General features: G+C 36.8%; 15 protein-coding genes. 8 read left to right on the plus strand and 7 right to left on the minus strand.

Annotated elements, in window-relative coordinates:
- Positions 1-2: 2 nt before the first annotated feature.
- A complete protein-coding gene (locus tag PP181_RS08240) occupies positions 3-1,091 on the minus strand; it encodes a site-2 protease family protein (protein WP_272636710.1) in 1,089 nt (362 codons plus the stop codon).
- Between the two features lie 119 nt (positions 1,092-1,210).
- On the opposite strand from PP181_RS08240, the gene PP181_RS08245 reads away from it, so the two are divergent.
- From PP181_RS08245 to PP181_RS08260, 4 genes are all read left to right on the plus strand, one after another.
- Positions 1,211-2,176, plus strand: coding sequence for a 1-phosphofructokinase family hexose kinase (locus PP181_RS08245; protein ID WP_272636711.1), 966 nt, complete (start codon positions 1,211-1,213; stop codon positions 2,174-2,176).
- A gap of 26 nt (positions 2,177-2,202) precedes the next feature.
- Entirely contained in the window at positions 2,203-4,059 is a 1,857-nt protein-coding gene (locus PP181_RS08250) for a CBS domain-containing protein (protein WP_272636712.1), read from the plus strand.
- A 1-nt stretch (position 4,060) separates the two neighbouring features.
- Positions 4,061-5,272 (plus strand): succinylglutamate desuccinylase/aspartoacylase family protein, encoded by a 1,212-nt coding sequence (locus PP181_RS08255; protein ID WP_272636713.1) that lies wholly within the window; start codon positions 4,061-4,063, stop codon positions 5,270-5,272.
- A 163-nt stretch (positions 5,273-5,435) separates the two neighbouring features.
- A complete protein-coding gene (locus PP181_RS08260; RefSeq protein WP_272636714.1) occupies positions 5,436-5,834 on the plus strand; it encodes a DUF302 domain-containing protein in 399 nt (132 codons plus the stop codon).
- Between the two features lie 161 nt (positions 5,835-5,995).
- Here PP181_RS08260 and PP181_RS08265 read toward each other — a convergent pair whose 3' ends face one another.
- The 5 genes from PP181_RS08265 to PP181_RS08285 form a co-directional block, all read right to left on the minus strand.
- A complete protein-coding gene (locus PP181_RS08265; protein WP_154918244.1) occupies positions 5,996-6,451 on the minus strand; it encodes a DinB family protein in 456 nt (151 codons plus the stop codon).
- The gene (locus PP181_RS08270; RefSeq protein ID WP_272636715.1) at positions 6,448-7,125 is read right to left on the minus strand and encodes an FMN-binding protein; all 678 of its coding nucleotides are present in this window, start codon (positions 7,123-7,125) and stop codon (positions 6,448-6,450) included. Before PP181_RS08270 ends, PP181_RS08265 begins: the two co-directional genes overlap by 4 nt.
- 241 nt (positions 7,126-7,366) lie before the next feature.
- Entirely contained in the window at positions 7,367-8,128 is a 762-nt protein-coding gene (locus tag PP181_RS08275) for an SDR family NAD(P)-dependent oxidoreductase (protein ID WP_272636716.1), read from the minus strand.
- A 52-nt stretch (positions 8,129-8,180) separates the two neighbouring features.
- On the minus strand, positions 8,181-8,819 hold the full coding sequence (locus tag PP181_RS08280) for a WG repeat-containing protein (RefSeq protein ID WP_272636717.1): 639 nt from the start codon (positions 8,817-8,819) through the stop codon (positions 8,181-8,183).
- Between the two features lie 96 nt (positions 8,820-8,915).
- Complete coding sequence (locus PP181_RS08285; RefSeq protein WP_272636718.1) at positions 8,916-9,368, minus strand: DUF2267 domain-containing protein; 453 nt, start codon at positions 9,366-9,368, stop codon at positions 8,916-8,918.
- A gap of 121 nt (positions 9,369-9,489) precedes the next feature.
- On the opposite strand from PP181_RS08285, the gene PP181_RS08290 reads away from it, so the two are divergent.
- Together PP181_RS08290 and PP181_RS08295 are read left to right on the plus strand one after the other, a co-directional pair.
- Positions 9,490-9,801 (plus strand): HPF/RaiA family ribosome-associated protein, encoded by a 312-nt coding sequence (locus PP181_RS08290; RefSeq protein WP_154918235.1) that lies wholly within the window; start codon positions 9,490-9,492, stop codon positions 9,799-9,801.
- Positions 9,802-9,806: 5 nt separating this feature from the next.
- Entirely contained in the window at positions 9,807-10,637 is an 831-nt protein-coding gene (locus PP181_RS08295) for a universal stress protein (RefSeq protein WP_272636719.1), read from the plus strand.
- A 38-nt stretch (positions 10,638-10,675) separates the two neighbouring features.
- On the opposite strand, the gene PP181_RS08300 is transcribed toward PP181_RS08295, so the two are convergent.
- Positions 10,676-11,077 (minus strand): hypothetical protein, encoded by a 402-nt coding sequence (locus tag PP181_RS08300; RefSeq protein WP_272636720.1) that lies wholly within the window; start codon positions 11,075-11,077, stop codon positions 10,676-10,678.
- Between the two features lie 88 nt (positions 11,078-11,165).
- On the opposite strand from PP181_RS08300, the gene PP181_RS08305 reads away from it, so the two are divergent.
- Together PP181_RS08305 and PP181_RS08310 are read left to right on the plus strand one after the other, a co-directional pair.
- The gene (locus PP181_RS08305) at positions 11,166-12,686 is read left to right on the plus strand and encodes a sensor histidine kinase (RefSeq protein WP_272636721.1); all 1,521 of its coding nucleotides are present in this window, start codon (positions 11,166-11,168) and stop codon (positions 12,684-12,686) included.
- Entirely contained in the window at positions 12,683-13,735 is a 1,053-nt protein-coding gene (locus PP181_RS08310; RefSeq protein WP_272636722.1) for a response regulator, read from the plus strand. Before PP181_RS08305 ends, PP181_RS08310 begins: the two co-directional genes overlap by 4 nt.
- Positions 13,736-13,786 lie beyond the last annotated feature (51 nt).

Genomic DNA, 13,786 nt, shown 5'->3' on the forward strand with positions numbered 1-13,786 from the left:
TTTTACTTTAAAGGTACAGATTTGAATAGGATATATTCGCCAATATTGGTCCTATCAATGACCCCTACCAACATACCATCATCCATAACCGGGAAAAAATTTTTCTTTTCTTTTGCGAACAGTTCCAACACTTTTACTATTTCCATTGACGCATCTACCGTCTTAAAATCTTTATCCATTACATCCTTCACTACAAGGAACGGGGTGTTTGCATGTTTTAGGACATGCTTTTGGGTAACTATTCCAACTATTTCATCCTTATCCATAACAACAAAATCCTTTTCGGCACCAGCGAGGGTGATATCCATGACGTCCTTTATTGTATGGACGGGATTTATCAATGTGATATTCGTCAAAGTCGCTTCCCTGACCAAATGCCCTTCCAATAATGAATTTTGCTTTACCATTTGGTTCTCGCCATAAGCGCCAAAAAAGATGAAAAAGGCGATTAGAATCAAAAATGGATTAAATAAAAGTCCAAGAATAAAAAATAGAATCGCTAGGCCCTGACCGATAGAAGAAGCTATTTTAGTAGCTTCTACACGACCTAGTTTAAAGGATAATAATGCCCTTAATACCCTACCCCCATCCATTGGAAACGCAGGAATTAAATTAAAGACCACCAACATTACATTGGCAATAAAAAGATAGAATAAAAAATTTTGGAATGTGGTTTGGTACAAAACTTCCTCCAATACGATGGCATCAAAGTTAAAGTATCGTTTTACGGGAACTACCAAAAAAATTAAAACGGCAATAACCACATTAACAGCTGGTCCGGCAAGGGCAACCAACAGTTCCTGCCTAGGTTTTTCTGGCATCTTTTCCAACATGGCAACTCCGCCAATAGGTAAAAGTGTTATTTTTTGGGTGTTGATATTGAATTTTTTTGCCGTTAATGCATGACCTAATTCATGAAGTATAACACAAATGAATAGTACTACTATGAGGGCTTCATTAAGTAGTATTCTATCCAAATTAGATCCTCGCTGTATCTCCAGGAAAGCGACCCAAAACAACAATAGGGTAAACGTCCAATGTACTTCTATCTTAATCCCAGAAATACTCCCCAATTTTAGAACCCCTTTCATATTGTTTTGTTTTTAGACGAAAGTATTCCAGAGGTACTTTTTCAACAATGACATTGGTCATATGAGGCCATTTGACATACTATTATATTTGAGAAAACACAGTTAAAATAACCCACAATATGAATAGGATAATAACATTAACTGTCAACCCGGCCATAGACAAAAGCACTACTGTATCTAGAATAAAACCAAATAATAAATTAAGATGTAGCCATCCCGTCTATGAAGCTGGTGGGGGGGGTATTAACATTTCTCGAGTGCTTCTCGAACTAGGCGGAACCTCCTTATGTATGTATTTGGCAGGAGGACCAACTGGAAGCCATTTAAACGATATGTTAGTTGATTTTGGTATTCCACAACTAGTAGTTCCAATAGAAGGGCGGGTACGTGAAAACTTTGCGGTAACAGATACTTCGAATAATGAACAATATCGTTTTGGGATGCCCGGACCCTTGATCAAAGACCAAGAATGGAAAAAGACTTTGGAGCAATTGGAAGCCGTACTTGCGGAAGGAGATATTTTGGTGGCCAGTGGAAGCCTATGCCCTGGCATGCCTACCGATTTTTTTGCCAGAATTTCTAAAATTGCCGGAGATAAAAAAGTGAAATTTATTCTGGACACCTCAGGGGAAGCCTTGTTGAAAGGTGCACAGGCCGGAGCCTATCTGCTAAAACCCAATCTAGGAGAACTCGCTACACTCTGCGGAGTAGAAACGATCTCTTTTCTGGAACTGGAATCTATCGGCCAAACTTTTTTAAAGAATAATCCTTGTGAAGTATTAGTGGTTTCAATGGGACCTCAAGGTGCCGTAATGTTTACCTCTCAATCAATTGATTACATTTCTGCACCCGTAGTATACCAAAAAAGTACTATTGGTGCTGGTGATAGCATGGTTGCAGGAATGGTTCTTGCACTTGCCCAGGGAAAATCATTACTGGAAATGGCCCAATATGGGGTTGCTTGTGGAACTGCAGCCACTATGACCGATGGCACCCAATTGTGTAAAATTAAGGATGTGGAGGAATTAAATGATTGGATATGCTCCAATTCCAATTCATCTCAAAAAATTAAAATCAATGCCTGAAGCAAAACATATTCAAAACAACTACCATGGGAACATACCAAGTAGAAAAAATTGATAAAGATTCTAGAGCAAGATTCATTAAAAATTTACTGAATGATATTCAGGCATTAAAAATCATGCTTAGAGATGGTATGATTGAAAGTGAGGTTATGCATATTGGTTCAGAACAAGAGTTTTGTTTGGTTGATGAGAACTGGCGTCCTACCCAAGACGCAATAAGAATCCTAAGGGCTATTGACGACTCCCATTTTACGAACGAAATTGCCCGTTATAACCTTGAAATCAACTTGGATCCTGAAGAGTTAAAAGAGAATTGTTTCTCAGTGATGGAAAAAAAACTTACGTTATTACTAAACAAGGCAATGCAGACCGCTAGTAATTATGATAACAAGGTTATATTAACTGGTATACTGCCAACAATTACCACACAAGAACTTTCCATGGAGTTCATGACACCAAACATCCGCTATGAACTCTTAAACAATGCCATAAAATTACTACGTAAAAAAGATTTTGAAATGCACATTCGTGGAGTAGACGAACTTTCCATTCACCATGACTCAGTTTTGTTTGAGGCTTGTAATACCAGTTTTCAAATGCATCTCCAAATTGCTCCAGATGATTTTGTAGCCAGTTATAATTGGGCTCAGGCAATATCAGGCCCTATACTGGGTATAGCCACCAATTCTCCTCTTTTGATGGGGCGCGAACTTTGGAGCGAGACACGAATTGCCTTGTTCCAACAGAGTATAGACACAAGAAGTTCTTCCTATACACTTCAAGACAAACTGGCCAGGGTTACCTTCGGTAATTCATGGGTATCAGGGTCCATCATAGATATTTATAAGGAAGACATCGCCCAGTATGAAGTTATGTTGACCAATAATGTGGAAAAGGATTCTCTCTTAGAATTAAAAAAGGGAAATATTCCAAAATTGAATGCACTCAATTTGCACAATGGCACTATTTATCGCTGGAACCGTCCTTGTTATGGTGCTACTAAAAAGAATGCCCATATCCGGATTGAAAACAGATACCTTCCTTCAGGACCTACAGTTCTTGATGAAATGGCAAATTTTGCGTTTTGGGTAGGACTTATGAAATCCAGACCCGCGGAATTTGACGACATTACCAAAGTCATGGACTTTCAGGATGCTAAGGATAACTTTATTAAGGCGGCCAGAAATGGGGCTGCAAGCATAATGCTATGGAAAGGAACTGAGATACCCATACGAGATTTAGTTATCAAGGAATTACTCCCACTTGCGTATGAAGGATTAAAAAAATGCAATATCAATCCGAATGACATCCATCGTTATTTGGAAGTCATAGAGAAAAGGGCCAAAGGAAATAGTGGTTCAAGATGGAGTGTTCTAAGTTACCGTCAACTCAAAAAGAACATGAAACAAGATGATGCGGTTATTGCTCTAACGGAGGCAATTTATGAAAACCAGCAAACATTAGCCCCTGTTTCAGATTGGCCAATAATTCCTAAAGGATTTAAGGTTCGATCCAGTGCCAGACTGGCAAAACACATAATGTCCACCCAATTGCTCACCGTCAATGAAAACGATATGGCGGATATGGCCACTAGCATTATGAATTGGAAGAATATTCACCATGTTCCAGTATTGAATGACGAGAATGAACTTTGTGGACTCTTGACTTGGAGCCATATGACCGAATATCTAAAAGAGCGGACGGATTTTACCACCACCAAAGTAGGTGATCTGATGGTAAACGAAGTAATCTCAGTAGCTCCAGAAACCGATTTGGAAACCGTTTACGAGTTACTAGAAAAAAATCATATAGGCTGCGTACCCGTAGTAAACAAAAGCTCCCTTATTGGTATTATTACTTTGAAAGATATGACCGAAATATAAAATGGTAAAGGTTTATAGTAAGGCACTTGTTCAATCCATTGAAATAAATCGAATCCTTGGACGGTTGGAGGGTGATACAGCTGGGCCCACCATAATTTTCACGGCTGGAATTCACGGTAATGAACCATCTGGCGTTTTCGCATTGGTCAAGGTGCTTGATGACATTAAATCAAAAAATATTGTTGTAAGAGGAAAAATATATGCCATTGCTGGCAATCTTTCTGCCCTTCAACAGGGTGTACGATATAACCGAGAAGACCTGAACCGTATGTGGAATGAGGAAAGGGCCGAATGGCTATTAAAAGAAGACAAAATCATTAAAAATGAAGAAGACTACGAACAATACCAACTTTATACAATAATTTCTCAAATTTTAGAAATAGATAACGGACCCTTTTATTTTGTTGATCTCCATACCACTTCAAGCCCAACAAAACCCTTTATTACGGTTAACGACACACTCCTTAATCGGAAATTCACAGAACAATATCCGGTACCTTTACTTTTAGGAATTGAAGAATATCTGGAGGGAACCTTATTAAGTTACATCAATCAACTTGGCTACGTAGCCTTTGGATTTGAATCTGGACAGCATGATGCTCCTTCTTCTATAGAAAATCATATCGCATTCGTATACCTCACATTAATTTATACTGGTGTCATTCTAAAAGTCGGGGTAGATTACGATACCTACTATACTATTCTTAACCGTTCAACTGAAGATTTGAACCATGCATATGAAATTGTACACCATCATAAAATAGGACAAGATGAAGATTTCTACACAAAACCGGGATTTTCAAATTTTGAGCAGGTAAAAAAAGGGCAACAAATCGCTACCAGTAATTCGGTACCTGTATTAACACCTTTAAAAGGAAATATCTTCATGCCCTTATACCAGAAAAAGGGCGAAGATGGCTTTTTTATTATAAGGCACATACCTTCTATTTTTCTCTCACTTTCTTCATTGCTTAGAAAATTGCAAGTAGATCGTATGCTGGCAATTTTACCAGGCGTTTCATGGATATCAGACCAGAAAGATGCATTAAGGGTGGATTTAAGGGTAGCGAAATTCTTGGCAAAAAAATTCTTTCATTTAATGGGGTATAGAAGTAGACGCATTAATGAAAATTTCCTAATAGTGAAGAACCGGGAGGCGGTCTCAAAAAACAAAGAGTATAGGAACACTACTTGGTATCGCAACTCATATTAGGCAACTTAAAACCTCATCTTACTTAATTTACTAGTTATTCCAATATGATATAAATCATTAATCAAAAACCACACAATCAGTAACTTGACCCACTAAACCACTAATATACAAGTATTCAATACGATTCCTATTACACAAATCATGTCAATAAAACAGTAAATCAATGGGCTACTATTTTTCTACCGAATTAAAAAACATAACATTTGAGGAAGCAATTTCAAAAACAAAAGAGGCCTTAAAAGAGGAAGGTTTTGGAGTTTTGACTGAAATAGATATGAAAACTACCCTTAAGCAAAAACTAGATGTTGACATCTTAAATTATAAAATTCTTGGGGCCTGCAATCCATCTATGGCTTACCAGGCGCTTCAGGCAGAAAATAAAATTGGCACCATGCTACCTTGCAATGTAATAGTACAAGAGATTAAGGAAGGTAATATAGAAATTGCGGCCGTAGATCCAGCTGCCTCCATGCAAGCTATTAAAAACGATGACCTTGTTTTGATAGCGAAAAAGGTACGTGCAAAACTTGAACAGGTAATTCAAAATCTGAACAATGTCTGAATTAAGCCCAAACGACAAACATTAGTTGGATAGATACTATTTTTTAATTTCTAGATAATAATAGTCATATTTCTCTTTCAGAAATGAAAATGCTACTTACGTAAAAAGTGATAAGGCCATGAGACTTTTGGGGAGGAAAAGACACTAAAATTCTCATGAATCTATTTTCCATATTTAATCAAAATTGCCATCTGACCGGCATGATGGTTGGTATGGGATACAATTCGCCCAAAAGCCTCCGCTTTTGTCTTTGTGCCGAATTCTTTGGTGGTCACCAGGGTTTCCCAATCCATTTCCTCTTGCTGTTCCACAATAGCTTTTAGTGTATTAAATGAATAATAAACATAGTCATTAAGTTCAGAAAGATTGGTCCATTCACCCGTATCGGTTGAGGCTATTACCGTTTTGGCTATTACCTTAACTCCAGATGCACCAAAAACGTTCTTTGCAAAGAGCAGCTCTACGTCACCAATATGCCTAATAAGAAAACCGACACTATTTACAGAAGGTGGCAGCTTCTTCTTCAAATCTTCCTCTTTGAGTCTTTCAAGTTGATTGGTAAAACGTGTTCTTGCTTCCATCCAAAGTTCCAGGAATAATTGTGTTTTTAATTTCATCTAGTATGCACTAAATATCCCTTATACTTTTGAAGCCCTAAATTAACCATCTGAATAGCGGCCGCACTAGTTATTGTAGCCCCAGAGATACCATCGACATATACACCATCATCCATCCTTTTCTCCATATTTTGTTGAAGGGTAAAGGAATTTTTATCTAAGTCTATTTTTGTTCCTACAAACTGATTTTCAAAAGTACTTTGTGTCACTTCCGATCCGTAGCCATATGTTTCCGACTTGTGGTCAAATTCAATCTTTTTGATTTCCAAAGTCTTTATATCAACCAAAACCTTTGCCCATATAGCTCCTCCAAACCCCTTCCCCTTTATTGGTAAAATAGCTGAATTTGTATTTTTAACTTCAAATATGGGCAACACTTCTACAATATTGGATTTTATCAATTCCTTATACAATAGAATACCTTCATTCATGTCAATATCCGTTGTAATTCCTTGGACATCAATTTTTTTAAATGCAATTAATGCGTCCATATCCACGCGACCGGAAAAAGTAGAATCGGCAAAATTCAGTATTTCCTTTTGAACGGGGGATAAACCTTCATTCTTAGGCAAATCTTTTATAGTCTTTTCGCTATCGGGTATAGTAACCTTTGGTTTTTCTTTACAACTAAAAAATAAAATAATAAGCAATCCAATAATCCAAAATACTCTCATAATTAAGCTTTTAGATGTTTAAAAATGGCCATCAATTCTATTATCCTTTTTTTGAGGAAATAATTGCTGTCATAACAAGTCCCAAACCTATTCCAGATAAGATGCATGCAACCATTTACAATGGTGAGGTCTGTAAAAAGGCAAGTCCGACACCCACGCCTACCATGGTCATTCCACCTATTGCTCAAGTACTCCTATCCTCTTTCTTGTTTTTCACGATACATTGGATGAATACTAAGTTTTAGTTGGTCAACATTCCTCCATCGACTATGTGCATACAACCTGTAATCATTTTACTATCCTCAGAGGCTAGGAAAAGGGCCATTTGAGCTATTTCATTTGAATCCACATATCGACCAAAAGGAATCGTAGTTTCAAAACCTTTAAGAACCTCCCCTGGGTTTTCAGGTGAAATATCTTTTTCTATCCTCCTCATCATATCATTGTTTACCGGTCCCGGATGAATGGTATTTACTCTTATTTTGTTTGAGGCGAATTCCAGGGCTGCAACCCTCATTATGCCAATTATAGCATGCTTGGTGGACACATAGGCACCCAATCCAGCAAAACCTTTCAGTCCAGCAACGGAAGATGTAATCATCACACTACCACCAGCCTTCATTTTAGGAATTACATATTTGCAGCCATACCATACCCCTTTTAGGTTTACGTCAATAACACTATCAAAAATATCATCGGGATATTCCGCAATGGGCTTTGAGGTTCCCTCTATACCAGCATTTGCAAAAAAGATATCTATCCTATTATGAACATCCAAAGTGTGTGCAACCATCTTTTCATTATCCTTCGGTTTGGAAACATCCACAACACAATACGACAAATTTTCGTGATTTATTTCCAAACTGGCCTTCTCCAATGCTTCTTTACTAATGTCAGCAATGACCACCATGGCCCCTTGGTCCAGAAACAATTTTGCAGTTGCTATTCCAATACCACCTGCACCACCAGTAATAATGGCTACTTTATCCTTTAATCGACCCATATTTTATTTTCCTTGGAAACTGGTTTAGTTATATTATTAAGAACTTCTTATTTCAATTTTTTATTGCTAGTTTTCGTATTTCCCAACCTTGATCTTTACCATAAATCGCAACAAGATTTTCCGCTAAATATTTTGCCCCAATTGTAGGCACTTGATACCGTTTTTTGGTCATAAGGATATTATGCCGACGTTCAAAATATTCGTCTATTTCACCAGAGGCATCCAGCAACACATCAAAAAACTTAAACTCGTAGATATCAAGTTTGAATTCGTTTTTACCTTTCAATGCCTTATCGAATAAGACGCCAGTGGTATAGCCATTCTTAAAAGGGAATACGTTCAAAAACTGGGGTTCTATGATTGTCTTTCCTTTTGTGTCCATAAATCCATAAACAGCAATACCATCCTCCACATTCTTTGTAATTAAACATCTACCCTCTTGAAACATAGGATAACGCACTCCTGAAATATCGGACTTTGAGGTATCAGCATCATTGTTCCAATAAACATCATTTCTAAAGTCAATTACCAAAGTTCCGTTCTCATCAATGAACCCCCACTTTTCACCTTGCCGAACTGCTGCCAATCCCTCACTAAAAGGGGCTATTTCATCAATACCCTTTAGCTCTTGAGATGGCAATGCTAAAGGCAACATCAACAAAAAAGTCAATAATAATAGTTTCGTTCTCATAATTTCCATTTTAAGATTCGTTTAAAATTAATACTGTTACAAGCACCTGGAAATGACCAAAGTCATTATGCATTAAGGTGAAAACTTCTTTGCTGCTTAAAACATTATATTTGAATAAATCATGCTTTTTAATTCCTTTGGCAAGCTGCCACGTATATCTTCCAATTCACCCAACGATACATATTTTCTTATATAAATAAAGGTGGTATCAACATATCTTTCGGCAGTATCATCGCTATATTCAAAGTCATTGTACTGGGTGGGCCCAACATGAGCGCGAACCAAATCTAAAAATTCGGCCATGTTTTTAATTTTAGGCTTTTTCCTCTCCAAGGACCATCCGTTTACATAGACCGCCTTCAAGAACATAGGCAGTTGTGCAATAAACTGTAAAGATTCTTCAGCCGGAATAATATCTCTGAGCGCATGCATGATGGAAGCGAAAATACGCCCCGCTTTTTCCAGGTCATTGGGCATATTCATCTCCTTGGCATAATCCTTTAGAAAGGTATTGCCTTCTGTAGCGTATTGGTTAAAATTAAGAGCCATGAGAGTATATTTTAAAATGAAACACAAAATTTATAATTAGTGAACGACCCTGAAATGATTTAAATCATTTTTCCAAGAAGGAGGCAACTTTACCTTTGTTTAGGAATCAAAATATGTTTTTATGACTGTAAATATTCAATATATAGACATGCCGGAAAGTGAGTCCTTAAGTGAGATAGTAACTCGAAATCTTAAAAAACTAGCACATAAATATCAATTCATAATCCGTGGAGATATTTATTTTAAGTTAGGTCAATGTAAAGATGGAAATGATAAAATATGTGAAATACAGCTAAGTGCGCCAGGTCCCCGCATTTTTGCAAAATCCATTGAAGATAATTTTGAAAAGTCCGCAGCAGAAACTATTGGTGATTTAGAGCGTCAGTTAAGAAAACGCAAGGAAAAATTCAATAAACGTAAAAAAGCCATTTAGTTAGTATGAAAAGAATTTTGGTGCCCATAGATTTTTCCGAGACCTCATCTAATGCCTTGGAGATTGCAGCGCAAATCGCAAAAAGGCAACAGGCAGAAATTGTAGTGCTGCATATGCTGGGGCTTTCAGAAGCCGTACTGACTAAAAATGAAATACAGGAATACGAGGAGGCCAGATATTATATGGAACTCGCTAAAAAGCGATTCATACCTTTTTTGGACAAACCATATTTGAAAAATATTAAGATAAGGGAAATTGTCCAAAACTATAAGATTTTCAAAGAGTTCAACACCTTGGCCCAAGAACAAAAGATTGATCTAATAGTCATGGGGTCACACGGGACTAGTGGAATAAGTGAAGTGTTGGTTGGGTCAAATACCGAGAAGGTAGTGCGTACGTCAAATGTGCCAGTGCTCGTAGTAAAGATGAAAAATCCGGATTTTAAGATAGAAAAAGTGCTTTTTGCTTGTGACTTTTCAGAAGATGTTATATTGGCATTCAAGAATATTCAGGCTTTTACAAATGGTTTTTCCGCTAAATTAAAACTCATTTATATCAACACGCCATATAATGGTTTTAAAAGCACCAATGAAATCGAAGAAAAAATCGCAAAATTCTTTTTTAAGTCCAATAGTGTATCACAAGAAGTGGTAATATATGATGACTACACCGTTGAGCAAGGTTTATTGAACTATTCCAAAAAAGGCAATTTTGATCTACTTGCCATACCTACTCACGGCAGAAAGCCTTTTTTACACTTTTTATTAGGTAGTAGAAGTATAGGTGAGGATGTTGCCAACCATGCGAATTTACCTGTTCTTACCATTAAAATCTAAATTCTGAAATAATTCCGTACAAAGCAAAACTATTGAAGCTATTTCAACAACAAATCAAGCTTAGCCAAAATTATTAGTTCTGATTTGTTTTTTCCCGCAAAAGAATTAGCTACCGCTCTTGCGGTTTTTTTGGCTGTAGACTTTATTTCCTCCGTAAAGGCATGTGGGTGTTCTTTATAAAATTCCTTGAATTCGTCAAAACATTCTTCACTGCTTTTTGTATATTCCATGAGTACATCGAAAACAATTTCTATTTGGTTTGCGGAATCGGTGCCATACCTATCTGTAAAGTCATCTAAAGACAGCCAATCTTCCCTCACAATTTCTTTTAATTTATCCCATTCCTTAACATGAACGCTACCGTCACTAATCGCTACGGCATAAAATAATTTGCCTAAACTTTCATAGAGCTTGTTCATTGTTCTAGCTGTATTTTTCATCCTTTCTCTCTTTTTAATACTTAAATGTATTGCATGGGCCATAGTTAATAAATGATAAAAATCAGTCTAATCTCTTTATATTTGATTTATGCATGTTTTCAATAAAAACAGTAATATTTTTAACCTACTTTCAGAAGGGGTTTCAGAAGGTGTAATTGTCATAAATGAAGAGCAGACAATTGTAGCGACCAATTCTTCAGCCGAGGAAATGTTCGGATATGGAAAAGAAGAACTCATTGGAAAACCTTTAAAAATTCTAATCCCCAATCGTTTCCATAACCACCACGAAACCCATGTTCAAAATTTTATTGCCAAAGGTGAAAAACGCCAAATGGGTCATGGAAGGGATTTATATGGTGTTCGTAAAAATGGCCACGAGTTTCCTGTTGAGGCAGGTCTAAACCCTTTTGAACTGTATGGAGCTACCTACACCATGGCACTGGTCATTGATATTACGGAACGTAAGAGAATAGAGAAAGAACTTAGCCTTTGGGCACGCATTTTTGATGAAACCCTGAATGAAATTTATGTTTTTGATATTGATAGTCTCAAATTCATCAACGTAAATAAGGAAGCTCAGCGAAATTTAGGATATAACATGCAGGAACTGGCGGAGATGACACCTTTGGACATTAAACCTGACCTTAAACTTTCAGAATTTAGGTCTTTGGCTAAGCCTCTATTGGAAGATGAGATGGGTAAAGTAGATTTTGAGACCAAACATCTAAGAAAGGATGGTACATTATATCCGGTAGAAGTACACCTCCAACTTTCCCTAATGGGGGAGAAGAAAGTCTTTTTTGCAATCATTTTGGATATAACCGAACGCAAAGGTTATACTGAAAAACTTGAAAAAACGGTGGAGAAGCGAACAAGGCAGTTAACAAAAGCCTTGGCCAAGGAAAAAGAACTCAATGAATTAAAAACACGATTCTTATCCCTCGTTTCCCATGAATTCAAAACTCCTTTGAGCAGTATTTTAACATCCATTACTTTGTTGGGAAAATATACTGAAACAGAACAACAGGAAAAACGTGATAAACACGTAAATACTATTAAAAACAAAGTAAAATACCTGAACGCCATTCTAAACGATTTTTTATCTATAGAACGCTTGGAGTCCGGAAAGGTAAATTATAAGAACGAAATCTTTCCTTTGAGTAAAGTAGTGAATGAAGTAATCTATAACGCTAACATGTTACTCAAATCCGGACAGAAAATTCAGTATCCCGATAACATAGATGAAGCTATCGTCTTTTTTGATGAAAAGACATTGGAATTGGCACTTTCTAATTTGGTACATAATGCCATTAAATATTCCCCGGAGGATTCCATTATCGATTTAAAATTGGAAATTGAGGAGGAATTTGTTGTTATCAAAGTCATCGATGAAGGAATTGGAATTCCAAAAGAAGATCAAAAACATATATTTGACCGGTATTTTAGAGCGGAGAATGCCTTGGTTACGCAGGGTACAGGAATCGGTCTGAACATCTCAAAACAGCACCTTGAAAACTTGGGGGCAAGTCTTGAATTCTCCAGTAAGATAAATGTTGGCTCTACCTTTGTTTTGCGAATCCCCAAAAACTTAATCCAAATTAGAAAATGAAACAAATTCTATTAATTGAGGATGATAAGGCGCTTAGAGAGAATACTGAAGAGCTCTTAGAGCTTACGGGTTACTCGGTACTAACTGCTTCAAATGGACAAATAGGTATACAATTCGCAAAGAAAAATCTACCGGACATCATAATTTGCGACATAATGATGCCATTAATAGATGGATATGGTGTTTTGGAGGAATTATCTTCCGATGAAAAAACTAAGCAAATCCCATTTATTTTCCTATCCGCCAAAACAGAGCATAAGGAAATCAGAAAAGGTATGGATCTAGGAGCGGACGATTACCTAACCAAGCCATTTGAAGAAGATGAATTGATTAGTGCCATTGAAAGTAGGTTGGCCAAGGCACAACTTTTAAACCGTATGCTCGATTCAGAAACTACGGAACAAGCGATTTCAAACGATGAAATGCGTACGTTACATGAACTTAAGAACTTTTTTGATGATAATGGCGAGATAGTGGAATTTGATACAGGTGCTATTATTTATAAGGAAGGTTCACGATCAAATAAAATATATCTTATCCTTAAGGGGTTGGTCAAAAGCCATTGTATGGATGCAGACGGTAAGGAACTCACAACATCATTGTATAAAGCAGATGATTTCCTAGGTTTTACCTCTTTTTTAAACAATATTCCTTATCAAGAATCCGCAACGGCTTTGGAGCAAGTAAAGCTTGCCGGTATTTCCAAAGAAAACCTAATGGAGATTCTAGAAAAAAATAAAGATGTATCTATAGAGCTAATGGAGTTGTTTACTGAGAACATTTCCGTAATAAAAGCACAATTACTTCAAATGGCCTACAGCTCTGTACGCAAGAAAACGGCTCAAACTTTATTACAGTTCGCGGAAATCATGCAAACAAAAACTGACAAGCCTATTAAAATTTCCAGAAACGATCTTGCCAGTGTGGCAGGAATAGCTCCGGAAAGTCTAATACGCACCCTTTCCGGTTTTAAAAAGGAGGGACTAATCACCATTGAGGGTCGTAACATCAAAATCTTGGAACTAGAGGCTTTACAATATGTAGATTAGTCTTTATGATTGCAAAATCATAACATTAAATAATCTGACAAATATCATATA

Source organism: Maribacter sp. PR66, from assembly GCF_028464205.1.
Lineage (GTDB): Bacteria > Bacteroidota > Bacteroidia > Flavobacteriales > Flavobacteriaceae > Maribacter > Maribacter flavus.

Coding starts and splice junctions, on each gene's coding strand:
- PP181_RS08240 (WP_272636710.1), bottom strand. CDS start 1,091: ATGAAAGGGGTTCTAAAATTGGGGAGTATTTCTGGGATTAAGATAGAA.
- PP181_RS08245 (WP_272636711.1), top strand. CDS start 1,211: ATGAATAGGATAATAACATTAACTGTCAACCCGGCCATAGACAAAAGC.
- PP181_RS08250 (WP_272636712.1), top strand. CDS start 2,203: ATGGGAACATACCAAGTAGAAAAAATTGATAAAGATTCTAGAGCAAGA.
- PP181_RS08255 (WP_272636713.1), top strand. CDS start 4,061: ATGGTAAAGGTTTATAGTAAGGCACTTGTTCAATCCATTGAAATAAAT.
- PP181_RS08260 (WP_272636714.1), top strand. CDS start 5,436: ATGGGCTACTATTTTTCTACCGAATTAAAAAACATAACATTTGAGGAA.
- PP181_RS08265 (WP_154918244.1), bottom strand. CDS start 6,451: ATGAAATTAAAAACACAATTATTCCTGGAACTTTGGATGGAAGCAAGA.
- PP181_RS08270 (WP_272636715.1), bottom strand. CDS start 7,125: ATGAGAGTATTTTGGATTATTGGATTGCTTATTATTTTATTTTTTAGT.
- PP181_RS08275 (WP_272636716.1), bottom strand. CDS start 8,128: ATGGGTCGATTAAAGGATAAAGTAGCCATTATTACTGGTGGTGCAGGT.
- PP181_RS08280 (WP_272636717.1), bottom strand. CDS start 8,819: ATGAGAACGAAACTATTATTATTGACTTTTTTGTTGATGTTGCCTTTA.
- PP181_RS08285 (WP_272636718.1), bottom strand. CDS start 9,368: ATGGCTCTTAATTTTAACCAATACGCTACAGAAGGCAATACCTTTCTA.
- PP181_RS08290 (WP_154918235.1), top strand. CDS start 9,490: ATGACTGTAAATATTCAATATATAGACATGCCGGAAAGTGAGTCCTTA.
- PP181_RS08295 (WP_272636719.1), top strand. CDS start 9,807: ATGAAAAGAATTTTGGTGCCCATAGATTTTTCCGAGACCTCATCTAAT.
- PP181_RS08300 (WP_272636720.1), bottom strand. CDS start 11,077: ATGAAAAATACAGCTAGAACAATGAACAAGCTCTATGAAAGTTTAGGC.
- PP181_RS08305 (WP_272636721.1), top strand. CDS start 11,166: ATGCATGTTTTCAATAAAAACAGTAATATTTTTAACCTACTTTCAGAA.
- PP181_RS08310 (WP_272636722.1), top strand. CDS start 12,683: ATGAAACAAATTCTATTAATTGAGGATGATAAGGCGCTTAGAGAGAAT.